This window comes from Nocardioides marmoribigeumensis, assembly GCF_031458325.1.
Classification (GTDB): Bacteria; Actinomycetota; Actinomycetes; order Propionibacteriales; family Nocardioidaceae; genus Marmoricola_A; species Marmoricola_A marmoribigeumensis.
The window spans coordinates 2423956-2447150 of sequence record NZ_JAVDYG010000001.1; the positions used below are offsets into that span (position 1 = coordinate 2423956).

20 protein-coding genes are annotated in these 23195 nt (G+C 73.6%); 11 read left to right on the forward strand and 9 right to left on the reverse strand.

All coding sequences use genetic code 11. From position 1 onward, the window contains the following. Window positions 1-78: 78 nt before the first annotated feature. The 4 genes from J2S63_RS11575 to J2S63_RS11590 all read left to right on the forward strand — a co-directional run bounded on the left by J2S63_RS11575 (window position 79) and on the right by J2S63_RS11590 (window position 6443). Complete coding sequence (locus J2S63_RS11575; protein ID WP_310302111.1) at window positions 79-2265, forward strand: HelD family protein; 2187 nt, start codon at window positions 79-81, stop codon at window positions 2263-2265. Between the two features lie 392 nt (window positions 2266-2657). Further along, window positions 2658-4565: an anthranilate synthase family protein gene (locus tag J2S63_RS11580; RefSeq protein ID WP_310302114.1), complete on the forward strand. Its 1908-nt coding sequence runs from the start codon at window positions 2658-2660 to the stop codon at window positions 4563-4565. 46 nt (window positions 4566-4611) lie between these two features. Next, the gene (locus J2S63_RS11585; RefSeq protein WP_310302117.1) at window positions 4612-5175 is read left to right on the forward strand and encodes an anthranilate synthase component II; all 564 of its coding nucleotides are present in this window, start codon (window positions 4612-4614) and stop codon (window positions 5173-5175) included. 20 nt (window positions 5176-5195) lie between these two features. Continuing rightward, the gene (locus tag J2S63_RS11590) at window positions 5196-6443 is read left to right on the forward strand and encodes an anthranilate synthase component I family protein (RefSeq protein WP_310302120.1); all 1248 of its coding nucleotides are present in this window, start codon (window positions 5196-5198) and stop codon (window positions 6441-6443) included. 99 nt (window positions 6444-6542) lie between these two features. Here J2S63_RS11590 and J2S63_RS11595 read toward each other — a convergent pair whose 3' ends face one another. The 3 genes from J2S63_RS11595 to J2S63_RS11605 are packed head-to-tail and all read right to left on the reverse strand — an operon-like array spanning window position 6543 to window position 10347. After that, complete coding sequence (locus J2S63_RS11595) at window positions 6543-8090, reverse strand: S1C family serine protease (RefSeq protein WP_310302122.1); 1548 nt, start codon at window positions 8088-8090, stop codon at window positions 6543-6545. Next, window positions 8087-9589: a sensor histidine kinase gene (locus J2S63_RS11600; RefSeq protein WP_310302125.1), complete on the reverse strand. Its 1503-nt coding sequence runs from the start codon at window positions 9587-9589 to the stop codon at window positions 8087-8089. The genes J2S63_RS11595 and J2S63_RS11600 overlap by 4 nt, the downstream gene beginning before the upstream one ends. Before the next feature lie 14 nt (window positions 9590-9603). Beyond that, complete coding sequence (locus tag J2S63_RS11605; protein WP_310302128.1) at window positions 9604-10347, reverse strand: response regulator transcription factor; 744 nt, start codon at window positions 10345-10347, stop codon at window positions 9604-9606. A 121-nt stretch (window positions 10348-10468) separates the two neighbouring features. On the opposite strand from J2S63_RS11605, the gene J2S63_RS11610 reads away from it, so the two are divergent. Continuing rightward, entirely contained in the window at window positions 10469-11731 is a 1263-nt protein-coding gene (locus tag J2S63_RS11610; RefSeq protein ID WP_310302131.1) for a fibronectin type III domain-containing protein, read from the forward strand. A gap of 124 nt (window positions 11732-11855) precedes the next feature. Beyond that, window positions 11856-12641 (forward strand): hypothetical protein, encoded by a 786-nt coding sequence (locus tag J2S63_RS11615; protein WP_310302134.1) that lies wholly within the window; start codon window positions 11856-11858, stop codon window positions 12639-12641. A 4-nt stretch (window positions 12642-12645) separates the two neighbouring features. Here J2S63_RS11615 and J2S63_RS11620 read toward each other — a convergent pair whose 3' ends face one another. Together J2S63_RS11620 and J2S63_RS11625 are read right to left on the reverse strand one after the other, a co-directional pair. Next, the gene (locus J2S63_RS11620) at window positions 12646-13158 is read right to left on the reverse strand and encodes a low molecular weight protein-tyrosine-phosphatase (protein WP_310302137.1); all 513 of its coding nucleotides are present in this window, start codon (window positions 13156-13158) and stop codon (window positions 12646-12648) included. Continuing rightward, window positions 13155-13523: a phage holin family protein gene (locus J2S63_RS11625; RefSeq protein ID WP_310302140.1), complete on the reverse strand. Its 369-nt coding sequence runs from the start codon at window positions 13521-13523 to the stop codon at window positions 13155-13157. The genes J2S63_RS11620 and J2S63_RS11625 overlap by 4 nt, the downstream gene beginning before the upstream one ends. Window positions 13524-14007: 484 nt before the next feature. On the opposite strand from J2S63_RS11625, the gene hisC reads away from it, so the two are divergent. The 5 genes from hisC to J2S63_RS11650 all read left to right on the forward strand — a co-directional run bounded on the left by hisC (window position 14008) and on the right by J2S63_RS11650 (window position 19369). After that, window positions 14008-15093, forward strand: coding sequence for a histidinol-phosphate transaminase (gene hisC, locus J2S63_RS11630; protein WP_310302143.1), 1086 nt, complete (start codon window positions 14008-14010; stop codon window positions 15091-15093). Between the two features lie 213 nt (window positions 15094-15306). Then, on the forward strand, window positions 15307-16449 hold the full coding sequence (pdhA, locus tag J2S63_RS11635; RefSeq protein ID WP_310306677.1) for a pyruvate dehydrogenase (acetyl-transferring) E1 component subunit alpha: 1143 nt from the start codon (window positions 15307-15309) through the stop codon (window positions 16447-16449). After that, on the forward strand, window positions 16446-17450 hold the full coding sequence (locus J2S63_RS11640) for an alpha-ketoacid dehydrogenase subunit beta (protein WP_310302147.1): 1005 nt from the start codon (window positions 16446-16448) through the stop codon (window positions 17448-17450). Before pdhA ends, J2S63_RS11640 begins: the two co-directional genes overlap by 4 nt. Before the next feature lie 22 nt (window positions 17451-17472). Further along, window positions 17473-18942, forward strand: a complete 1470-nt coding sequence (locus tag J2S63_RS11645) for a dihydrolipoamide acetyltransferase family protein (protein WP_310302149.1) — start codon at window positions 17473-17475, stop codon at window positions 18940-18942. 121 nt (window positions 18943-19063) lie between these two features. Further along, window positions 19064-19369 carry a hypothetical protein gene (locus J2S63_RS11650; RefSeq protein ID WP_310302152.1) on the forward strand — a complete coding sequence of 102 codons (306 nt, stop codon included), beginning with the start codon at window positions 19064-19066 and terminating at the stop codon, window positions 19367-19369. On the opposite strand, the gene J2S63_RS11655 is transcribed toward J2S63_RS11650, so the two are convergent. From J2S63_RS11655 to J2S63_RS11670, 4 genes are read right to left on the reverse strand one after another with little or no spacing between them, the layout of a single operon-like run. Next, on the reverse strand, window positions 19366-20148 hold the full coding sequence (locus tag J2S63_RS11655; protein ID WP_310302155.1) for a putative protein N(5)-glutamine methyltransferase: 783 nt from the start codon (window positions 20146-20148) through the stop codon (window positions 19366-19368). The two genes, J2S63_RS11650 and J2S63_RS11655, sit on opposite strands and share 4 nt — an antisense overlap. Then, window positions 20145-21041, reverse strand: a complete 897-nt coding sequence (locus J2S63_RS11660; RefSeq protein WP_310302159.1) for an SDR family oxidoreductase — start codon at window positions 21039-21041, stop codon at window positions 20145-20147. The genes J2S63_RS11655 and J2S63_RS11660 overlap by 4 nt, the downstream gene beginning before the upstream one ends. After that, entirely contained in the window at window positions 21038-22519 is a 1482-nt protein-coding gene (locus tag J2S63_RS11665) for a carboxyl transferase domain-containing protein (RefSeq protein WP_310302162.1), read from the reverse strand. The genes J2S63_RS11660 and J2S63_RS11665 overlap by 4 nt, the downstream gene beginning before the upstream one ends. Beyond that, the gene (locus tag J2S63_RS11670; RefSeq protein WP_310302166.1) at window positions 22516-23043 is read right to left on the reverse strand and encodes a GNAT family N-acetyltransferase; all 528 of its coding nucleotides are present in this window, start codon (window positions 23041-23043) and stop codon (window positions 22516-22518) included. The genes J2S63_RS11665 and J2S63_RS11670 overlap by 4 nt, the downstream gene beginning before the upstream one ends. Window positions 23044-23195: the final 152 nt, after the last annotated feature.

The following is a 23195-nucleotide window of genomic DNA, read 5'->3' on the forward strand; positions in this document are numbered from 1 at the left end:
TTCCACGCTAGACCCGTCCTGGTCGGACCTCCTCGCGATAGGCTTGCGTGCTCGTTTCCCAGGGAGGACCCCGCACCCGTGACCGACCGGACCCCACCGGCACGCCCCGACCTCGCCGTCGGCCCCGCCGCCGCCGACCCCGCACAGGTCGAGGCGCGCGAGATCGCCCATGAGCAGGGGGTCGTCGACCGCGTCTACGCCCAGCTCGAGGTGGCCGCGCGCAACGCCCAGCTCCTCGCCGCCGAGGGCCACAGCCGCGCCCGCCTGGGCCACGAGGGCGGGCTGGTCGAGCGCGACGCGATGGTGTTCCAGGCGGCCAAGCGCATCGCCACCCTCGACGCGGCCCACGAGGGCCTGGTCTTCGGACGGCTCGACCTCAAGGACCCGGCCGTCGAGCCGAGGTACGTCGGCCGCATCGGCGTGCGCGACGACGACCACGAGCCCCTGCTGATCGACTGGCGCGCCCCCGCCGCGGCGGTGTTCTACCAGGCGACGGCCTCGGAGCCCCAGGGCGTCGTACGCCGGCGGGTGCTGCGCTGCACCGGCAAGCGCGTCGTCGGGGTCGAGGACGACCTGCTCGACGCCGAGGCCGAGACCGACCTGCCGATCGTGGGCGAGGGCGCCCTGATGGCGCAGCTCTCGCGGGCCCGCGACCGCCGCATGCACTCGATCGTCGCGACCATCCAGGCCGCGCAGGACAAGGCGATCCGCGCCCCGAGCCGCGGTGTCGTCGAGATCTCCGGCGGACCCGGCACCGGCAAGACCGTCGTCGCGCTGCACCGCGCGGCCTACCTGCTCTACTCCGACCGCCGCCGCTACGAGCGCGGGGGCGTGCTGGTCGTGGGTCCCTCAGGCGTCTTCATGCGTTACATCGAGCGGGTGCTGCCCTCCCTGGGCGAGACCGCCGTCGCCCTGCGCTCCCTGGGCGAGGTCGTCGACGGCATCGACGCGGTCCGCCACGACGCGGCCGACGTGGCCGCGGTCAAGGGCGCGGCCCGCATGGCCGAGCTGCTGCGGCGCGCCGCCCGCCAGCCGGTGCCGGGCTCGCCGCGCGAGTTCCGCTACTTCTACCGCGACGACGTCCTGCGCCTGACCCCCGGCGACCTGGGCCGGGTGCGGCGCTCGCTGCTCGGCCAGGGTGGCGCCGCCGGGCGCCGCAACGCGGTGCCGCAGGCCCGCGCGGGCAGCCTGCTGGTCGACGCGCTCTGGCGCCAGGTCAAGGGCGAGCGGGCGCTGGAGCGCAGCCGCGAGGACTTCGCCGAGACGGTGCTCGGCGACGACCGCTTCCTGCTGTTCCTGCGCGAGTGGTGGCCGCCGCTCTACAGCGCCGAGGTGCTCGGCTGGCTGCGCGACCCCAGCTTCCTCAGCACGATCGGCGAGGGCGTGATCAGCGTCGCGGACGTCGCGGTCCTCACCCGGGCCGACGCCTGGGGCCGCGACGCCCACGACCTGTCGGTGGAGGACGTGGCGCTGGTCGACGAGCTGCGCCACCTGCTCGGCGAGCCGCAGGAGGACCCCGAGCTGCTCGACGACCCGCTGGCGCACCTGGTCGACGCCAACCTGCCCGAGCTCACCACGGTCCAGGACCGCGAGTTCACCGGACCCCGCGCGCAGCGCCGCATCGAGGACGACACCTACGCCCACGTGCTCGTCGACGAGGCCCAGGACCTCTCGCCGATGCAGTGGCGCATGGTCGGCCGGCGGGGCCCGACCGCGACGTGGACCGTCGTCGGCGACCCGGCCCAGTCGTCGTGGCCGTTCCCCGGGGAGGCCGACGCCGCGCGCGAGGAGGCGATGCGCAACAAGCAGCGCTACCGCTTCCACCTCGACACCAACTACCGCAACTCCGCGGAGATCTACCGCTTCGCCGCGGCGTACGCCGAGCGCGTCGGCCTGGACATCGACCTGCCCGAGGCGGTCCGCAGCACCGGCGTCGAGCCGGTCGAGGCCAAGGCCACCGACCTGGCCGCCGAGGTGACCGCCGAGGCCCGCCGCATGCTCGACCACCTCCCCGGCACGGTCGGGGTGGTCGCGGCCGCGGGCCGCCGGGCCGAGCTCGAGGCGTGGTTCGAGGGCTGGGCCGAGCGCGAGGGCGGCGACCAGGCGAGGCTCGCGCTGCTCACCGGCCTGGACACCAAGGGCCTGGAGTTCGACGGCATCGTCGTCGTCGCGCCCGGCGAGATCGAGGCGGAGTCCCCGACCGGTCGCGCCACCCTCTACGTCGTCCTGACCCGGGCGACCCAGGAGCTCACCCTCGTCCACTGACGTGGCTCACCCCGGCGGGCTCGGCCGATCGGCGGATCGGCTCAGCCGTTCGGTCGCAGGACTCGGGACCATCGCACCGGCCGAATCCGGGCCGTCCGACCGTGTCCGGTGATGTCCCGGTCCGACACAGTTGTCCCTGTCGACGCACCGGCTCGGGAAGGGCCCAGCGAAGCACCGTGGGGGGCCACGGGGGAGCTCACCGCAGGGGAGACGTGCCGCAGTCGACGGGGGTGCATCAGGAGGCTCGGCGCCACGCACGGACCGACAGATGTGACGCAGCAGGGCTGCACCGACCGGGGGGAAGGTGCAGCCCTGCTGATGTTTTCCCACGGCGTCCGGCCGGGCCTCGAAACCCGTCGAGCCCGACCGCCCGGCCCGGGTAGCGTTCGCCCATGACCGGCACCCCTCCCTCCCCCCGTGCGGCGCTCGACGAGCTGCTGGGGTGCGAGGCCTGGGCGGTCGTCCGGGTCAAGGACGCAGCGACGGTCACGTTGGTCGGGGGGCCGAGGAGCGAGGTGGGCTCGCTGCTCGAGGTCCCCCTCGAGCAGGGCGTCCCCGCCGAGGGCAAGCGCTTCGACCGGCTGCTCGCCGTGCCGTTCCGCCAGGTCCGCGAGCGCGGGTTCGTCGCCCACGACGACGGCGCGCCCCTCACGGTCGTCGACGTGCAGGTCGAGCACGAGGTCCCCTACGCCGACCTGCTCGCCGCCCTGCCCGACGTACCCGTCACCTTCGCCGACCGCGGTGCCTTCGAGACCAGCGACGAGGACTACGCCGACGTCGTGCGCACGATCATCGACGAGGAGATCGGCAACGGCGAGGGCGCCAACCTCGTGGTCGGCCGGCACTACCGCGCCCAGCTGGAGCAGTGGGGCCCCGACCAGGCGCTGACGGTCCTGCGGCGGCTGCTCGAGCGCGAGCGCGGCGCCTACTGGACCTACTGCTTCTCCACCGGCGACCGCTTCCTCGTCGGCGCCAGCCCGGAGCGTCACGTGTCGGTGCACGGGGGCGACGTGCGGATGAACCCGATCTCCGGCACCTTCCGTCTGCGCGGGGTCCCCGAGGCCGAGCGCAAGGCGCGGCTGCTGGAGTTCCTGGCCGACGAGAAGGAGATCTACGAGCTCTTCATGGTCGTCGACGAGGAGCTCAAGATGATGTGCGACGTCTGCAACGAGGGCGGCCAGGTGCTCGGCCCGTTCCTCAAGCCGATGACGCACCTGGTCCACACGGAGTACCTCCTCGCCGGCCGCACCAGCCGCGACGTGCGCGAGGTCCTCCGCGACACGATGTACGCCGCGACCGTCACCGGCGCTCCCGTCGAGAACGCCTGCCGGCTGATCGCGCAGTACGAGACCGAAGGGCGCGGCTACTACGGCGCCGCCCTCGCGCTGCTGGGCCGCGACGCGAGCGGTGCCCAGACCGCCGACAGCCCGATCGTCATCCGCACCGCCGACGTCAGCCTCGACGGGCGGCTCAAGGTCACCGCCGGTGCGACGCTCGTGCGCGACTCCGACCCGGCGTACGAGGTGGCCGAGACGTGGGCCAAGGCAGGCGGCATCCTGACCGCCTTCGGCCTCACCGACGCGCCCGCCGAGCCGGTCACCGGTGTCGCCGAGCTGACGCAGGACGAGGACGTCATCGTCGCGCTCGGGTCGCGCAACCAGCGGCTGAGCCGGTTCTGGCTGACCGACCAGGGCGGGGCCGCCCCCGTGCCGGAGCTCAAGGGCAAGCGGGCGGCGATCCTCGAGGGCGAGGACGACTTCGTCAACATGCTCGTGCACGTGCTCGAGGTGCTCGGGATGAGCGCGGTCGTCGTACCCCACGAGGAGGCGACGCCCGAGCGGTTCGAGGGCCTCGACCTCGTGGTCGTCGGCCCCGGCCCGGGCGACCCCCGCGACGGCGACCACCCCAAGATCGCGGCGTTCCGCCGGGTGGTCGACGGGCTGCTGGCCTCGCGGAGCCCGTTCCTCGCGGTGTGCCTGGGTCACCAGGTGCTCTGCGACCGGCTGGGGATCCCCCTTGCCTACAAGGACATCGTCTTCCAGGGCACGCAGTCGCGGGTCTCGCTCGACCCCGTGCTGCCGGACCGCGAGGAGGTGGTCGGCTTCTACAACACCTTCGTCGGCCGCCCCGACGGTCCGTTGCCCGAGGGGGTCACGGTCGCCGCCGACCCGGCCACCGGAGACGTGCACATGCTGCGGGGTCCGCACTACCGCGGGATGCAGTTCCACGCCGAGTCGATCCTCACCGAGGACGGCTTCGCCCTCGTCCGCGACCTCGTCGTCGACCTCGTGCTCCGGTGATCGAGCCGGTGCGGTGAGCGAGCCCGGGCGAGGTCCCCGTGTCGTGGTGGTCGACCACCATGACTCCTACACCTGGAACCTCGTCCACCTGGTCGCCGAGGTGACCGGCTCCCTGCCGGTCGTCGTCGAGCACGACCAGGTCGGCGCCGCCGACCTCGACGGGTTCACCCACGTCGTCCTCTCGCCCGGGCCCGGCAGCCCCGACGTCCCCGCGGACTTCCGGGTCGGCCGCGACCTCCTGCTCGCCGCGCGCACGCCCGTGCTCGGCGTCTGCCTCGGCCTGCAGGGCCTGGTCTCGGCGTACGGCGGCCGCGTCGCCCAGGTGCCGCCCGCCCACGGCGTGGTCGCCCGGGTGGAGCACGACGGGACCGGGGTGTTCGCGGGGCTGCCCTCACCGTTCGACGCGGTGCGCTACCACTCCCTCGCGGCCGTCGAGGTGCCCGACTGCCTGCGCGTCAACGCCTGGGTCGGCGAGGGAGAGGACCGGATCGTCATGGGCGTCGAGCACCGCGACCTCCCGCTGGCCGGCGTCCAGTTCCACCCCGAGTCGGTCCTCTCCCACCACGGCGCCCCCCTCCTCGCGAACTTCCTGGGGGTCGGTCGACCGTGACCGAGGTCGGGGAGTTTCGGGTGGCGGCGGGGCGGTCGGACCGGATGTTCTGGCTCGACGGCGGGGGGGCGACCCCGTGGTCGGGGACGCGGTCGGTGATCGGGACGCTCGACGAGGACGACGTGTCGCTGACCTTCCACGCCGGGCGTCGGGAGGTACGCCGGCACGGGGCCGGCCCGAGCGAGGTGGTCGGCGACGACGTGTTCACGGCCCTCGAGGAGCACCTGGACGCCGACCGGGCCTCCGGGGAGGACGTGAGCTGGGTCGGCTACCTCGGCTACGCCTGCCGCACCGACCTCCCCGGCCGGCCCTCGGACGACCCGGCGGTGCCGGACGCGGTGTGGATGCGCTGCCGCTCGCCGCGGGTGCTCGAGGGGCACCCGACCCGCGCGCACCCCGCCGCCCCGACCAGCGCGGACGAGCCGGTGCCCGAGTGGTACGCCGCGGCGTTCGCGGAGGTGCAGCGCCAGCTCCACCTCGGCAACTCCTACGAGGTCAACCTGACCTGTCGCGAGAGCGCGGTGTCCGCGCGCGACCCGGTCGCGACGTACCTCCGGCTGCGCGAGACCGACCCGGCGCCGTACTCCGGCTACCTCCAGCACCGCGGCGTCCACCTGCTCAGCTCGAGCCCGGAGCGCTTCGCCACGGTCAACCGCCAGCGGGTGGTCGAGGCCCGGCCGATCAAGGGGACGACGCCGCGCGGCGCCGACGAGACCGATGACGCCCGGCTCCGCGAGCACCTGGCGAGCGACCCGAAGTTCCGCGCGGAGAACCTGATGATCGTCGACCTGCTCCGCAACGACGTCGGCATGGTGAGCGCACCGGGGACGGTCGCGGTGCCCGAGCTGATGCAGGTCGAGTCCTACCGCTCGGTGCACCAGCTGGTCTCCACCGTGCAGGGCCGGCTGCGCGACGAGGTCTCGACCGTGCAGGCGCTGCGCGCGATCTTCCCGGCGGGGTCGATGACCGGGGCGCCCAAGCTGCGCACGATGGAGGTGATCGACGCCGTCGAGCAGACCCCGCGCGGGGTGTACGCCGGCGCGTTCGGCTGGCTGGCCCCCGACGGCCGGGCGGACCTCGCCGTGGTGATCAGGTCGCTCGTCGCGCGGCCGGAGGGTGACCGCTGGCGCTACGCCTGGGGCACCGGGGGAGGCATCACGGTGCAGAGCGACGTGCGTGAGGAGTGGGAGGAGACCCGGTGGAAGGCCGCCCGGATCCGGGCGGCCCTCCAGGGTCCCGCCCGGCCGCAAGGGGGGGATGCGGCCTGACAGGTCTCTGGGGCGTCAGGGCCCGGTCCGAGTGCGCGGGGGCGACGCACGCGTCACTCTAGCGGTTGCGGACCCGCCGGCCGGTATCCCCCGATCGTGTCAGCTGGTGGTGCTGGCGACGTCGCTGTCGAGGGTGGCGTCGAGGGTCTGCGTCTTGCCGTCGCGCAGGATCGTCAGCGTGACCTTGTCGCCGGGCCGGTAGCCGCGGATCGTCGCCACCAGGGACTCGCTGCTGCTGATCGGCTCGTCGTCGACCTTGGTCACGACGTCGCCGGCCTCGAGCCCCGCCTTGTCGCCGGCCGACCCCGGGGTGACCTGCTCGACGCCCGCCCCGGTGATGAGGCCGTTGTCGGTGGGGTCGGTGCTGCTGCCCTTGTCGGAGACCGTGATGCCCAGTCGGGCGTGGGTCGGGCTCTGGCCGTTGCGCAGCTGGTCGACGACCGGGAGCACCTTGCTGATCGGGATCGCGAAGCCGAGGCCGATCGAGCCACCCTCGCCACCGATGTCGGAGGAGGAGCGGATCGAGGAGTTGATGCCCACGACCTGGCCGGCGAGGTTGACCAGCGGACCACCGGAGTTGCCGGGGTTGATCGCGGCGTCGGTCTGGATCGCGGGGTAGGTGGTGGACTCGTTGGCGCCGCCGTCGCCGCCCACGGAGACCGGACGGTTGAGCGCCGAGACGATGCCCGAGGTGACGGTGGCCTGGAGGCCGAACGGCGAGCCGATCGCGACGACCCCCTCACCCACGTCGAGCTTGTCGGAGTCGCCGAGCTTGGCGGGGGTGAGGCCGGCGACGCCGTCGACCTTGATGACGGCGAGGTCGGTGACCGGGTCGTCGCCGACGAGCTTGGCGGGCGCGGTGGTGCCGTCGTTGAAGCTGACCGTCATGCGGCCGCCGTTCTTGGCGATCTCGGTGACGTGGTTGTTGGTGAGGATCTCGCCGGCGCTGCTCAGGATGATCCCGGAGCCGGACCCGGCGCCCTGGCTGCCGGAGACGTTGATCTTGACCACGCTGGGCAGCACCTTGGCCGCGACCGCCTCGGCCGACCCGGCCGCGGCGGGCAGGTCGGTGCTGTCGGTGCGGCTGTCGTCGTCGCTGGTCGTGCGGGTGGTGACCGTCGCGGTCGGGGCGCTCAGCGAGCCGGTCGGGCTCTGGTCGCCGTTGGCCGCGGTGTACGCCGCCGCACCGACCACGCCGCCCGCGCTGCCGAGCAGGAGGGCACCGACGAGGACCCCCGCGGCGCGGTTGCGGCCACGGGTGCGCTCCTGCCGGGTCACGTGGGCCGGGTCGGACGGCTCGTCCGGGCGGAAGGTGAAGGGGCCGAACGCCGAGGTGTGCTCGGCCGGCGGGGGCGGGAGCACCGGGGGCGCCGGTGCGGTCGCCGGCCCGGTGGAGCCCGCGGGGTCGTAGGAATGGGCGGAGGGAGCCTCCCAGCCGGCCTGGGACCCGGCGGAGGCCCCCTCCTGCGACGCGGCCCGTCCCTCGCGGTGCCACGTCCCGGCCGGAGGCACGGCAGCAGTCTGCTCGGTGCCGTCCGGTGCGGAGGGGTCGTAGCGGTGCAGCCGCTCGTCGGGGTCCGGGGTCTGGGGGTCCCGGTGGGTCTCGTCCGACGTGGGCTGGGGGTCGCGAGGGTCGTGGTCGGTCATGACTCCATCGTGTGGTCGGTTGCTGAAGTGTCACTGAGAGCGTGCTGCGTCGGCGCTGTCGGTGTTCTGAGAGCTTTCTGTGCCCGGCGGAGGGGGCCGTGGCCGGGGGTGGAGCCGACCTCGGACTGGTCGGGGCGACCGGGGACGAAGAACCTGAACGCGGCGCCGCCGCCGGGGGCGGACCCGGCGTGCACGCGGCCGCCGTGGGACTGCGCGACCTTGGCGACGATGGCCAGCCCGAGGCCCGACCCGGGCATGGTGCGGGCGTCGGCCGAGCGGTAGAAGCGCTCGAACACGTGCTCCACGTCCTCGGGCGCGATGCCGCGGCCCTGGTCGAGCACCTCGAGGGTGCCCGCGCGCAGCCGCACGGTCACGGTGCCGAGCGGCGGGCTCCACTTCGCCGCGTTGTCGAGCAGGTTGGTGACCGCCCGCTCCAGCCCGTGCCCGTCGCCGACCACCCACCACGGGTCGAGGTCGACGTCGAACTCCAGCGAGCTGGCGCGCCGGCGCACCCGGTCGACCGCCCGCTCGACGACCTCGGCCAGGTCGACGCGGTCGTAGACCTCCGTGGGCCGCTGCTCACGGGCCAGCTCGGTGAGGTCGCCGATGAGCTGGGTCAGCTCGTCGATCTGGAAGCGCAGGTCGCCCATCAGCTCGCGCCGCGACTCGGCGCTGAGCGAGCCCCGGCGGGACGGGTCGTCGGCCTGGCTGAGCAGGTCGAGGTTGGTCCGCAGCGCGGTCAGGGGCGTCCGCAGCTCGTGCCCCGCGTCGGCGACGAGCTGGGACTGGCGGGTGCGCGAGGCCTCGAGCGCGGCGAGCATCGAGTTGAAGGCCACGGCCAGCCGCGCCACCTCGTCCTGGCCCTCGACCTCGATCGGCGCGAGCCGCTCGGTGCGGGCGATGTCCTCGACGGCCCCGGTCAGCCGGCGCACCGGGCGCAGCCCGTTGCGCGCCACCAGCCATCCCAGCATCCCGGCCAGCGCGATGCCGAGCAGCCCGAAGACGGTGAGGACGGCACCGACCTTGCCCAACGCGTCGTACGTCGGCCGGAGCGACTGCGCGAGGATCAGTGCGGTGCCCGGGTCGTTGCCGGGGACCGCGGCGACGCGGTAGCGGCCGTCCGAGGTGCGGATGGTGCGCTGGGAGAGCGTGGACTGCCCCCGCGCGACGGCCAGCTCGGGACGGCCGAGCTCGATCGTCGCGTCGTCGGTCGACTGGCTGTTGATCACCTGGTTGGCCTCGGTGAGGACGGCGACCTTGATGTCGCCGGCGCCCAGCGCCCACGCGGGCACGCGCCGGGCGGTCAGCGCGGAGAGCGTGTTGGTGCTCGCCGCCGCGGTGGCCCGCTGCTCGAGCGAGGCGTCGAGGGAGGCGTAGAGCTGGTGCCGGATCACGGCGTACGCCGCGAGGGAGCCGAAGACGACCGACAGCGTCACCGCGAGGGTCGCCAGGAGGCTGACCCTGCTGGCCAGCGTGCCGCGGAACCGCACGGGCTGCACGGGCGGGAGGCCCCTCACGCCTCGCGGAGGACGTAGCCGACGCCGCGGACCGTGTGGATGAGCCGGGGCTCGCCCTCGGCCTCGGTCTTGCGGCGCAGATAGCCGACGTAGACCTCGAGGGAGTTGGCGGTCGTCGGGAAGTCGTAGCCCCAGACCTCCTCGAGGATGAAGGACCGGTCGAGCACGCGGCGGGGGCGGCGCAGGAACATCTCGAGCAGCGCGAACTCGGTGCGGGTCAGCTCGATCAGGCGGTCACCGCGGGTCACCTCGCGGGTGGCCGGGTTGAGCGTGAGGTCGGAGAAGCGCAGCTCCTCGGCCGCGAGGTCGTCGTCGTCGTGCTCCGCTCCGTGGCGGCGCAGCAGGGCGCGCAGGCGGGCCAGGAGCTCCTCGAGGGCGAACGGCTTGGTGAGGTAGTCGTCGGCGCCGGCGTCGAGGCCGTCGACCCGGTCCCCGACGGAGTCCAGGGCCGTCAGCACGATGATCGGCAGGTCGTTGCCGGCCGAGCGCAGGGCCTTGGTGGTCTCGATGCCGTCGAGCCGCGGCATCATCACGTCCATCACCACCACGTCGGGTGCGGACCGCGCGATGCCGGCGAGGGCCTCCGCGCCGTCGGTCGCGGTGGCGACCTCGTAGCCGTTGAACTCCAACGAGCGCCGCAGCGAGTCGCGCACCGCCCGGTCGTCGTCGACCACCAGGACGCGCGGCCTGGCGCCGTCGGGGGTCGGCTGGGCGGCGGGCTCGGGCGGGCGGGACGTCACCCTCCCACTTTTGCACCTCGCCCTGAGTTTTCGGTGATGGAGGTCGTCGAGATCGCTGAGCGGCCCACCGAGCCGTGACGATCGGCCCTCCTCGGAGGCCCCGCAGGTGCAGGATTGCGCCATGCGTTCGCGGAGCCTGCTGGCGACCCTGTCCCTCGTGTCCGGCGGCCTCGCCGCGCTGGTCGTGACCACGGCGCCCACCTCGAGCGCCTCCGCGACGCTCGAGCAGCGCTGGTGCGCCGGCCCGGGCACCGCGCGCCCGTGCGTGATGTCGTTCCGCCACAACGGGGTGGACACCAGCCCCGCCGACACCTTCCGGGTCCGGCTCAACACCCCTCAGGCGCTCGACGGCGGTCACTACGTCAACTGGGCGGTCGTGCGCGCCAACGGCGTCTCCGACCTGCCTCCGGGTGACACGTGGTCGGTCACGATCGACACCGGGACCCTCGCGCCCCGCTACACCGAGGGCTACTCCGGTGACACCTGGGTGGAGCGCACGGTCAACGGGGACGGGACCTACCGGGTGACGATCAGCGGGCGGTCGGTCCGGACGGCGGAGGGCTGCACCGACGTGTGGCCGCCGGTCTGCCAGGACCCCGCTCCCAGGTCGACCGTGGGCGGCGCGTTCAACGGCGAGGTGTGGGACCTCGAGGGGGAGGGCGGTGCGGCCTCGTGGCGCAACGGCTACGACCGCTCGCAGAACGTCGACGGCGTCAACGACCCCGACTTCGCGCCCACCTCCGGCGGCGGTTACCGCTTCTCGACCGAGACCTACAACTCCGCGACGTACGACGACGACGGCGACCCGGCCACGGCCCCGGTCGTCTTCACCGGCGAGCTCAGGTTCCGGCTGCCCTACGGCCTGATGCAGAAGCGGTTCGGGGTGCCCGACCCCGACACCCTCCCCCTGAGCAGCCTGACCGGGTCGACGTCCGGGTCCGGCGACGCCAACCCATGGACCATCACCAGGAACGCGGCCGGCAAGTACTTCCTCGCCGAGGTCACCGGGATCACCTACCCCGACACGGTCTCCGCCCGGGCCCTCGCCCGCGGTGCCTCCCGGACCCAGGTGCGCACCCTGCAGGTCGAGCGGGGCCGCATCACGCCGTACGCCCCGAGGAACGTGAGCGCGAGGCGCGTCGCCGCGCACCGGGGCCGCGTGGCCTACTCCGCCGCCCGCGCCCGGGGTGCACGACCGACGGGCTACACCGTCCGGTGCGTCGTCGTGCGCGGCACCCACGTGGTCGCGGTCAACGACGCCGCCAGCCCGACGGCCGTGACCGGGCTCCGGTCGAGGAGGGCCTACGACTGCCGCGTCCGCGCCCGGTCCAAGGCAGGACCCGGCGCCTGGAGCGTGAAGGTCCGCGTGCGGGCCCGTCCCTGACCGTCTCGCGCCGGTCCGACCTGTTCACGACGTAGGTCCTGGGATCCCCCACTGAGGGACTCGCCCTCGTCCTGCCGCACTGGTGGGGTGAGGGCACGCATCGTCGTTCTCGGGGGTCCCGCACATGCCAGCACGTCTCGTCCGCCCGCTCGGTGTCCTGCTCGTCGTCCTGCTCACGACAGCCGGCGCGATCAGCACCAGTGCGGCCGCGGCCTCGACCTACGTCGTCACCGCCAAGCCCAACAAGACCAACCTGGTCCTGGGGCAGGCGGTGGTCTTCACCGGCTCGGTGTCGCCACGGGCCTCGGGCAAGACGGTGGTCCTGCAGAAGCGCTACCGCACGACCGACGCGTGGACCAACGAGCGCACCGCGACGATCGCGAACGACGGCACGTTCCGCGTGACCGACCGGCCGTCCTCCCTCAAGCCGCGCTACTACCGCGTCCGCAAGCCGGCCTCCTCCACCATCGGCGCGGGCGTCAGCCCGACGTCCAAGGTGCTGATCTACAAGTGGCACTACCTCACCGACCTCTCGTCGGTCGACGACAACGACATGGACACCGAAGTCACCGTGACGATCAACGGCGACGCCTATCGGAAGTCGATGTACGCCGACTGGCTCTACCTCGATGGCGACGCCTCGTTCATCGAGTGGAATCTCAGCCGCAAGTGCTCGCGAATGGTCGGCACCTTCGGCCTGTCCGACGACAGCGAAACCGGGAGCCGCGCCAACATTGAGGTGTCCGGCGACGGCAACACGCTGTACTCCCGCGACTTCGACCTGGGCGTGTCCGAGAGGCGCACGCTGGCCGTCGGCAACGTGCTCCGCGTCCGGTTCGAGTTCACTGCCCTCGCCTACCCGGACGTCTATCCAGCGGTCGGGTCGGCACGCGTCCTCTGCCGGTTCTGACCCGTCAGGGCAGGATCGCGGCCAGCTCGTCGACCAGGGCCCTGGACGTGCGGGTGACCATCGCGAGCACGCGCTCGAACCCGTCGTCGCGGCCGTAGTAGGGGTCGGGCACGTCGCGGTCGCCCTCGGTCGCGCGGGGGTCGAGGTCACGGAACATCCGCACGCGGTCCCACTCCTCGGGGTCGTGGGCGTGCTCCATCACGTCGGCGTGGTTGGTGGCGTCCATGGTGAGCACCAGGTCGCAGTCCTCGACCCACGAGCGTCCGAACTGGCGCGCCCGGTGCCGCGAGGCGTCGTACCCGTGGGCGGTGAGGACCGCCGCCGCCCGCCGGTCCATCGGGTCGCCGACGTGCCAGCCGCCGGTGCCCGCGCTGACCACCTCGACCCGGTCGTCGAGCCCGGCCTCGGCGACCAGGCTCTCCAGGACGACGTGGGCCATTGGGGAGCGGCAGATGTTGCCCAGGCAGACGACCGCGACGCGGTAGCGCCCGGGGGTGCGGGGCGCGGGGAGGCTCACCTGTCGTCGTCCACGAGCGAGCCGAGCAGCGCGCCGACGACGCTGATCACCAGGGCGCCGAGCAGCGCGGTGCCGAACCCGTCGACCTCGAAGCCGAGCCCCAGCGCGTCGGCGATGCGGCTGGTGAGCAGGAGCATCGCCGCGTTGATCACCCACAGCAGCAGACCGAGGGTGAGGATGACGAACGGCAGCGACAGCAGCTTGATCACCGGCGCGACGAAGGCGTTGACCAGGCCGAAAACGACCGCGACCCCGAGCAGGGTGAGGACCCGGTCCTGCCGGTCGGTCAGCCGGATGCCGTCGAGCAGCCACGCGGCCACGGCGAGCGCCGCGGCGTTGACCGCGACGCGGATCAGCAGGTTCATGCCGTCAGACTAGGCACGGTGGCCAGACGGGACGGTCCTCGCCGCACGGGCCCGGGATGGTCCGTTCGTCCCGGCGTGAGGGCCCGTCCGGGGCCGACCTCCGTCACGGGTGGCTAGCCCGTTGGGACTAGGGGCTCTCCGATCTTCGGTCGGACGATCCCTGGCCGAACGTAGTTGGACATCCGACCGACTAACGGAGGCTTATGTCCGATTCGCTCCGTATTCTGGATCTCGGTGATCGACCACCGGACGAGCATGGTGGGTGCGCGGACAGGTGGGGTGTCGATCGCCGTCGCCGGGTGGGCCCGTGGGGGCACGTGGCCCTCCCGGCACCTCGTGGGACACGTGGCAGCAGGTGGCAAGCACGTGGCGAGACGGGGTCACACGAGGGATACGTGGGGATCGCGACGGCCCCGACCCAGTGCGCAGTGGGAGGCGCAGCGGGTCGGGGCCGTGGGTCATCTCCCCGCCGTAGCCTGAGCCCGTGAGCACTCCCTCAGCCCCGGTCCCTCGCGCGGCCCTCGCCGACGTGCCGGCCTACGTCGCGGGCCGTCCCGCGGCCGCCGTGCCCGGCCGCCCGTCGTACAAGCTCTCCTCCAACGAGAACCCCTTCCCGCCCCCCGCGGCGGTCGTCGAGGCGGTCCGGGAGGCGGCCGAGCGCGTCAACCGCTACCCCGACATGGGCAACACCGCGGTGTACGACGCCCTCTCGGCCCGGCTGGGCCAGCCGACCGAGCGCCTCGCGGCCGCGACCGGGTCGGTCGCGCTGCTCTACCACCTCGTGCAGGCGTTCTGCGAGGCCGGCGACGAGGTGGTCTTCGCCTGGCGGTCCTTCGAGGCCTACCCGATCGCGGCGGCGGTCAACGGCGCGCGGTCGGTGCAGGTCCCGGTGACCGCCGACGGCCGGCACGACCTGCCGGCGATGGCCGCTGCCGTCGGCGAGCGCACCAAGGTGGTGCTCGTCTGCACCCCCAACAACCCGACGGGCCCGGCGGTCACCCGCGCCGAGCTCGAGGCCTTCCTCGCCGAGGTCCCCCCGCACGTCGTGGTCGTGGTCGACGAGGCCTACCGCGAGTTCGTCCGGGGTCCCGAGGCCTTCGACGCCCTGGACCTGCTCGAGGACCGGCCCAACCTGGTCGTCATGCGCACGCTGGCCAAGGCGTTCGGCCTGGCCGGCCTGCGGGTCGGCTACCTCGTCGCGCACGAGCCGGTCGCGGCCGCCGTACGCGCGTGCGCCCTGCCGTTCGGCGTCAGCGCCGTCGCCCAGGCCGCGACCGTGGCGGCCCTGGGCGCGGAGGCCGAGCTGCTCGAGCGGGTCGAGCGGGTCGTCGCCGAGCGCACCCGGGTCGTCGACACGCTCCGCGAGCAGGGCTGGCACCTGCCCGAGGCACAGGGCAACTTCGTCTGGCTCGCGCTCGGTGAGGACACCCCCCGATTCGCCACCGCCTGCGAGGAGGCCGGGGTGACCGTCCGCCCCTACGCCACCGACGGGGTCCGGGTCACCGTCGGCGAGCCCGAGGCCAACGACGTCTTCCTCCGGGTGGCCGGGGAGTTCGACCCCAAGGTGTGACCGACGCCCCAGGGTTCGCTACCGTGGGACCGACCGGTGTGTCGCCGGTCACATGCCGCTCGCCCCGGCCGGATCACCCTTCCTCACCCGGCGCGCGCGGCTGCTTCTCCCCAGCCGGACCCCGGAGACCCCGGGGGACGACGAGACGAAGGAGTCCCCTCGATGTCGCGCACCACCAAGGACGTCATCGCCAGCGACTTCGGCCCTGCGCTGATGCACCGCCGCCGCGCCCAGGCCGAGCCGCCCGACGGGTCCCGTGAGCCGGAGTTCGTCCAGCTGCTCACCCCCGAGGGCGAGCGGGTCGAGCACCCGTCGTTCTCCTTCGACGGCGACGAGGAGACGGTCCGCGGCTTCTACCGCGACATGGTCCTCACCCGCCGCATCGACGTCGAGGCGACCGCTCTCCAGCGTCACGGCGAGCTCGGCATCTGGGCCCAGCTCCTCGGCCAGGAGGCCGCGCAGGTGGGCTCGGGTCGCGCGCTCTCCCCGCAGGACTTCGTCTTCCCGACCTACCGCGAGCACGGCGTGGCCTGGTGCCGCGGTCTCGACCCCCTCAAGCTGCTCGGTCTCTTCCGCGGCGTCGACCAGGGCTCCTGGGACCCGCACGAGGCCAACTTCGGGCTCTACACGATCGTGATCGGGGCCCAGACCCTCCACGCCACCGGCTACGCGATGGGCATCCAGCGTGACGGCAACGTCGGCACCGGCGACCCAGACCGCGACGCCGCGGTGGTCGCCTACTTCGGCGACGGGGCCAGCAGCCAGGGCGACGTCAACGAGGCCTTCATCTTCGCCGCGTCCTACAACGCGCCGGTGGTGTTCTTCTGCCAGAACAACCAGTGGGCGATCTCCGAGCCGATCGAGCGCCAGTCGCGCATCCCGCTCTACCAGCGGGCCCTGGGGTTCGGGTTCCCCGGCGTCCGCGTCGACGGCAACGACGTCCTCGCGACGTACGCCGTCACGCAGGCCGCGCTGCAGCGCGCGCGTGAGGGCCAGGGCCCCACCTTCGTGGAGGCCTACACCTACCGCATGGGCGCCCACACCACGACCGACGACCCGACGCGCTACCGCCTGTCCTCCGACGTCGAGGCGTGGAAGCTGCGCGACCCGATCGCCCGGGTCAAGGCCTACCTGTCCCGTCAGGGCCACGCCGACCAGGCGTTCTTCGACTCCGTGGAGGCGGAGTCCGAGGAGCTCGGCGAGCGTCTCCGGGAGGGCTGTCGTTCGATGCCCGACCCGCACGTGCTCGACGTGTTCGACCACGTCTACGCCGAGCAGACCGACGAGCTCGCGCAGCAGAAGGCCGCCTATGCCGCCTACCTGTCCACCTTCGAGACCGAGGAGGCCGCGCGATGACCGAGACCCCCGCCTCCGCCCAGGTCCAGAAGATGACCCTGGCCAAGGCGCTCAACTCCGGCCTGCGCCGCGCGATGGAGGACGACCCCAAGGTCCTGGTGATGGGCGAGGACGTCGGCAAGCTCGGCGGCGTCTTCCGGATCACCGACGGGCTGCAGAAGGACTTCGGCGAGGACCGGGTGATCGACTCCCCGCTGGCCGAGTCCGGCATCCTCGGCACCGCCGTCGGCCTCGCGATGCGGGGCTACCGGCCGGTGTGCGAGATCCAGTTCGACGGGTTCGTCTACCCGGCGTACGACCAGATCGTCAGCCAGGTCGCCAAGCTGCACTTCCGCAGCCAGGGCAAGGTGCCGATGCCGATGGTGATCCGCATCCCGTTCGGTGGCGGGATCGGCGCGGTCGAGCACCACTCGGAGTCGCCGGAGGCGCAGTTCGCGCACACGCCCGGCCTCAAGGTGGTCGCCTGCTCCAACCCGGTCGACGGCTACTGGATGATCCAGCAGGCGATCGCCTGCGACGACCCGGTCGTGTTCCTCGAGCCCAAGCGGCAGTACCACGCCGACAAGGCCGAGGTGGACCCGACCGCGACGCCCGACCCGCTGTTCACCTCCCGGGTGGTGCGGGCCGGCGAGGACGTCACGCTGCTGGCCTACGGCCCGATGGTGAAGACCTGCCTGACCTCCGCCGAGGCGGCCGCCGGGGACGGCGCCAGCATCGAGGTGATCGACCTGCGCACGCTGTCGCCGCTCGACCTCGAGCCGGTCTTCGAGTCGGTGCGCCGCACCGGCCGCGCCGTCGTCGCCCACGAGGCGCACACCAACCTCGGCATGGGCGCGGAGATCGCGGCCCGCATCACCGAGGAGTGCTTCTACAGCCTCGAGGCGCCGGTCCTCCGGGTCGGCGGCTTCGACACCCCCTACCCGCCCGCGCGGGTCGAGGAGGAGTGGCTGCCCGACCTCGACCGCGTCCTGGACGCCGTCGACCGCTCGCTGACCTACTGATTCTTGTTGGAGTGACATTTTCATGACAGTCCGTGAGTACAAGCTGCCCGACCCCGGTGAGGGCCTGACCGAGGCCGAGATCGTCACCTGGCAGGTCAAGGTCGGTGACGTCATCAAGGTCAACGACGTCGTCGTCGAGATCGAGACCGCCAAGTCGCTGGTCGAGCTGCCGTCGCCCTACGCCGGCACCGTGACCGCCCTCCTCGTGCAGGAGGGGGTGACGGTCCCGGTCGGGACGCCGATCATCGCCGTGGACGACGGGGTCGCCTCGGCCGAGGCGCCCTCGGTGGTCGAGCCTGTCGAGACCATCGACCCCCACAACCCAGCGGCGACCGGTGGCGGCGAGAACCAGACGCTCGTCGGCTACGGCCCCCGCTCGGGCCGCGCGATGCGCCGCGCCCGTCGGGGTCCCGCGACGGCCCGGACCGACGCGGGCTCGGCCGCGCAGATGCAGGTGCAGGGGTCGTTCGCCGCCGGCGGCACCGACACCTCCGACGTGGTGCCGGCCGACGAGCCGCCAGTCCCCTCCACGCCCGCCCGCGAGCGGACCGTGGCCGAGCCGACGGCCAAGCCCGGCTCGGCGTGGTCGGTCGGCGGCGTGCTGGCCAAGCCCGCCGTCCGCAAGCTCGCCCGCGACCTCGGTGTCGACCTCGCCTCGATCACGCCCGCCGACCCACGAGGCATCGTCAGCGCCGACGAGGTGCGGTCCGCGGCCGACGGGTCGACCGGAGGTGGGCGCGAGCCGATGCCCGCGTCGTACTCCGGCACGCCCGGCCAGGGGCGCGTCGCGACGCTGGTCGACAAGCGCGAGCCGATCAAGGGCGTGCGCAAGATGATGGGCCAGGCGATGGTGTCCTCGGCCTTCTCGATCCCCCACGTCACCGAGTGGATCACCGTCGACGTGACCCGTACGACCAAGCTGGTCGAGCGGCTGCGCGAGGACCGCGACTTCGCCGACGTCAAGGTGTCGCCGCTGCTGGTGCTCGCCCGCGCGGTCTGCCTGGCGATGCGGCGCACGCCCGAGGTCAACGCCCACTGGGACGACGAGGCCCAGGAGGTCGTCTACCGTGCCGGGGTCAACCTCGGCATCGCCGCCGCCACCCCGCGCGGCCTGGTCGTGCCCAACGTCAAGTCGGCCGACGCGCTGTCGCTGGTCGAGCTCGCCGGCGAGATCACCCAGCTGACCGCGACCGCCCGCGAGGGCCGCACCCAGCCGGCCGAGATGGCAGGTGGCACGTTCACGATCACCAACGTGGGCGTCTTCGGGGTCGACGCCGGCACGCCGATCATCAACCCGGGCGAGTCCGCGATCCTCTGCTTCGGCGCCGTCCGCAAGCAGCCGTGGGTGCACAAGGGCACGATCAAGGCACGCGACCTCACCACGCTGGCGCTCTCCTTCGACCACCGGTTCATCGACGGCGCCCTCGGGTCGCGGTTCCTGGCCGACGTGGCCGCCCTGCTCGAGGACCCGGCAGCGGCCCTGCGCTACTGAGCCCCCCGCGCCCCCAGCCCCCGCCGCGCGTACCCCGACGTACGCGCTGGACATTTCGGACATCGACGACACGTACGTCGGAGTACGCCGGGCGGGCAGGCGACCAGCGCAGACTGGACGCATGAGCGAGCCACCACCCTGGCTGGTCGAGGGCGCCGACGTCGTCCACCCGACCCACGGCACGGGCACCGTCGCGCGCGTGGGCGAGGAGCGCCGGCTGCCGACGGTGTGGGTCGACTTCGACTACGGCGAGCGGCGTGCGCTCGCGATGAGGTACGCCGTCGACCTGCTGCGCCGCCCGCAGGCCGGGTCGCAGCGCACCCGGCCCAAGCCCGCGGTGCGGTGCGACCAGTGCGGTCGGCGGCCGGTCGTGCTGCGTGCCGAGGGCCACCAGTGGTGCGAGGAGCACGTGCCCCAGGAGGTCTAGCCGAGCCGCCCGGCCAGGAAGACCGTGCCGTCCTCGTCCTCGGCGGCGACCGAGGGACGCAGCCCCGCCGTCGCCACGGCGAAGCGCGCACTGGCGACCTGGCGACGGTTGAGCTCGACGACCAGATGACCACCGGGGACCAGCCAGTCGCGCGCGTCCCGCGCCGCCCGGCGTACGACGTCCAGGCCGTCCTCGCCGCCGTCGTGCGTGGAGAGCGGCTCGTGTTCGCGGGCCTCGGGTGGCAGCATCTCGAGCTCGCCCGTGGGGACGTAGGGCACGTTGGCGGTCACCACGTCGATCCGCCCGCGCAGGTCGGCCGGCAGGTTGTCGAACAGGTCGGACACGACCACCTGTGCGCGGTCGATGAGGTTGGCGCGCGCGCACTGCAGGGCCGCGGGGTGGAGGTCGGCGGCGTAGAGCTCGAGGTCGGGCCGCTCGACGCTGAGCGCCAGGGCGACCGCGCCCGAGCCGGTGCAGAGGTCCACCACGACCGCGCCCTCGCCGGCGAGCGAGGCGGCCACGTCGACCATCAGCTCGGTCCGGCGGCGGGGCACGAACACCCCCGCGCTGACGCCGACGCGCAGCCCGCGGAACGCCGCCCAGCCGAGCAGCACCTCGAGCGGCTCTCCCGCACAGCGGCGTGCCACGAGCCGGTCGAGCCCGACGGTCGTCGGCGACTCCTCCATCAGCAGCCGCGCCTCGTCCTCGGCGAAGACGCAGCCGGCCGCGCGCAGGCGCGAGGAGACCTGGCGGTGACGGTCGGCGTCAAGCCCGGTCACTTGCCGCCTCGGCGGTCCTGGAGGCGGCCCACGAGGGGGACGACCTTGCCGGCAGCCTTCATGACCGGGGCGGGCACCCAGGCGGTGCGGGGGCGGCGGGGGTGCATGAGCGCGTCGGTGCCGCCGTCGGCGACGACCACCGAGCCGACCAGCAGCGAGGCGTCGTCGGAGAGCAGGAACGCGATCAGCGCGGCGATCTCCTCGGGCCGGCCGGGACGACCGAGCGCGGTGGGGTAGCTGTCGGCGAAGCGCCCGAACACCGGGTCGGCCTTGACCTGCTGGGTCATCGCGGTGGCGACCAGGCCCGGCGCGACGGCGTTGAGACGTACGCCGGCGCCGGCCCACCCCGGTCGCGTCCCCTGCGTGCGGGCCCACCACGCCAGGGCGGCCTTCGTCGCGGGGTAGACGGTGACCGCGTCGCGGCGCGCCGCCCGGTGGCGCGCGGCCTCCTCGTCGCCGTCGAGGCACGCCCGGGCGACGTCGAGGGCCCAGCCGGGCTGGCAGAGGGTCGAGTTGGACGAGAGCAGGACGGCCGCGGCCGCCCCACCTGCCGCGGCCGTCGCGACGAGCCGGTCGTGCAGGCCCTCCACGAGCGCGACCGCCCCGAAGTAGTTGACCGACACGAGCAGCTCGGGGTCCCCGCCGCTCAGCCCGGCGAGCCCGGCGCAGGGGACGACCCCGTTGAGGGCCGCGTCGCCGAGCGCGCCCTCGACCGCGGCCAGCGCGGCGCGGCGACCGGAGGCCGTCGAGAGGTCGGCGGTCACGGAGGTGTCGGCGGCAGGGGAGGCGACGCGGTCGACGCCGACGACCCGGTGACCGCGCTCGCGCAGCAGCCGGGTGGTGGCCTCGCCGATGCCCGACGCGGACCCGGTGACGACGGTGGTCAGGCTCATCTGTGTCTCTCCATCCTGGTGGCGACCAGCCCGGCGACGTCCTGTCGTCGGAGCCAGGCCAGCTCGTGGCGCAGCACCTCGCCGACCCGGCGGCAGAACTCCTCGGGCTCGTCGGCGGCGTCGGGCAGCTCGGGGACGACCACGTCGACGATGCCTGCCTCGAGCAGGTCGAGGCTGCGCACCCGCTGGGCCCGCGCCATGTCGGCGGCGTGGTCGGTGTCGCGGTGGACGATCGCGCTGGCCCCCTCGGGCGGCAGCGGCGAGAGCCAGGCGTGCTGGGCGGCGACCACGCGGTCGGCGGGCAGCAGCGCCAGCGCGCCGCCACCGGTGCCCTGGCCGAGCATCAGCGAGAGCGTGGGCGCGCGCAGGGTCACCAGGTCGGCGAGCGAGCGCGCGATCTCGCCCGCCAGCCCGCCCTCCTCGGCCTCGGGCGACAGGGCGGCACCCGGGGTGTCGATGAGCGTGAGCAGCGGCAGGTGGAGCTCGGCGGCCAGGCGCATGCCGCGGCGGGCCTCGCGGAGCGCGGCGGGACCCAGCGGGTGGGACTCGGTCTGCCCGCGCCGGTCCTGCGCGAGCAGCACGCACGGGGTGTCCCCGAACCGCACCAGCGCGAGCAGCAGCCCCGCGTCGGCCTCACCCTGGCCGGTGCCGTTGAGTGGCACGACGTCGGTGGCGGCGTACTTCAGCAGGCGGCGTACGCCGGGGCGTTCGGGTCGGCGCGACCGGGTCACCGACTCCCACGTGTCGACGTCGGTGACCGCGGGGAGGGGGGCGAGGGGGACGACGGGGTCGCCGGTCGCCTGGAGGATCGTGAGCGTGCGGTCGAGGAGGTCGCCGATCTCGTCGGGCGGGACGACCCCGTCGACGAGACCGTGGGCGTAGAGGTTCTCGGCGGTCTGCACGCCCTCCGGGAACGGCTCGCCGTAGATCGCCTCGTAGACGCGCGGTCCGAGGAAGCCGAGCAGGGCGCCCGGCTCGGCGACCGTGACGTGGCCGAGCGAGCCCCAGGAGGCCATCACTCCGCCGGTCGTGGGGTGGCGCAGGTAGACGAGGTAGGGCAGGCCGGCCGCCTTGTGCACGGCCAGCGCGGCGCTGATCTGGGCCATCCAGACGAAGGCCGGCGTGCCCTCCTGCATGCGGGTGCCGCCGGACACCGGCGCGGCGACGAGGGGCAGCGCCTCACGGGTCGCCCGCTCGACCGCCTGCACGACCCGGCGGGCGGACGCGACCCCGATGGACCCGGCGAGGAAGCCGAACTCACCGACGACCACGGCCACGCGGCGTCCCCGCAGGGTCGCCTCGCCGGTGACCACCGACTCGTCGGTGCCGGCCTTGTCCTGGGCGGCGGCGAGCTCGGCGGCATAGGCCTCGGAGGCGCCGGTGCGGTCGGGCGGGGTGTCCCACGAGGTCCACGAGCCCTCGTCCATCACCAGGTCGACCAGGGCCCGGGCCGAGAGGCGCTCACCCCGCTGGCTCACGGGGCGAGCTCCTTGACCATGAGGGTGTTGCGGTGGCCGGGGTCGCCGAGCACCCCGACCGGCTCGAAGCCCCGGCTGCGGTGGAAGGCCAGCGAGACCTCGTTGGGTGGCTCCTGGCGGACCTCGAGGGCCAGCCGGCCGAACGGACGCGCGGCGGCCTCGGCCACGTCGTACACCTGGGACCCGACGCCGCGCCGACGCGTCGCCGCGGTCAGCGCCACGCGGTCGAGGTAGGAGAACGAGTCGCCGTAGCGGTCGCCGAACCAGCGGTAGTTCTCCGAGTCGTACGACGTCCCGGGGCCGACCGTGACCACGAAGCCGGCGAACCTGCCGTCGAGCTCGACGACCAGGAACTGGTCGGCCACGGCGTGGATCTCCCACAGGCGGCCCTCGTCCATCGGGGCCAGCCAGAACACCTCGGCCTCGTTGAGCGCGAGGACGTCGGCCACGTCGCGCTCCTCGATCGGCCGGAGGTCCGCCGGGCCGCCGAGCCGTCCCCGCTGGTCGAGCTTGTCGAGATCCACGGCCCCATGGTCCCAGTCGCGCACCGGCGTCCGGCGGCTCCCCCCGGAGGGGTGGAGCATCGGCCTCGCCACGCCTGGTGTGGCGGGACAGACACCGCTCGTGGCCGAACGTCCCATACCTTCCCCGGCCCTTGGTCGTTGACGAGTCAGAT

Excerpts from the sequence above, each read along its gene's own strand:
- J2S63_RS11645 (WP_310302149.1), top strand. The coding sequence starts at position 17,473 with ATGACAGTCCGTGAGTACAAGCTGCCCGACCCCGGTGAGGGCCTGACC.
- J2S63_RS11660 (WP_310302159.1), bottom strand. The coding sequence starts at position 21,041 with ATGAGCCTGACCACCGTCGTCACCGGGTCCGCGTCGGGCATCGGCGAG.
- J2S63_RS11610 (WP_310302131.1), top strand. The coding sequence starts at position 10,469 with ATGCGTTCGCGGAGCCTGCTGGCGACCCTGTCCCTCGTGTCCGGCGGC.
- J2S63_RS11650 (WP_310302152.1), top strand. The coding sequence starts at position 19,064 with ATGAGCGAGCCACCACCCTGGCTGGTCGAGGGCGCCGACGTCGTCCAC.
- J2S63_RS11625 (WP_310302140.1), bottom strand. The coding sequence starts at position 13,523 with ATGAACCTGCTGATCCGCGTCGCGGTCAACGCCGCGGCGCTCGCCGTG.
- pdhA (WP_310306677.1), top strand. The coding sequence starts at position 15,307 with ATGCACCGCCGCCGCGCCCAGGCCGAGCCGCCCGACGGGTCCCGTGAG.
- J2S63_RS11640 (WP_310302147.1), top strand. The coding sequence starts at position 16,446 with ATGACCGAGACCCCCGCCTCCGCCCAGGTCCAGAAGATGACCCTGGCC.
- J2S63_RS11580 (WP_310302114.1), top strand. The coding sequence starts at position 2,658 with ATGACCGGCACCCCTCCCTCCCCCCGTGCGGCGCTCGACGAGCTGCTG.
- J2S63_RS11615 (WP_310302134.1), top strand. The coding sequence starts at position 11,856 with ATGCCAGCACGTCTCGTCCGCCCGCTCGGTGTCCTGCTCGTCGTCCTG.
- J2S63_RS11595 (WP_310302122.1), bottom strand. The coding sequence starts at position 8,090 with ATGACCGACCACGACCCTCGCGACCCCCAGCCCACGTCGGACGAGACC.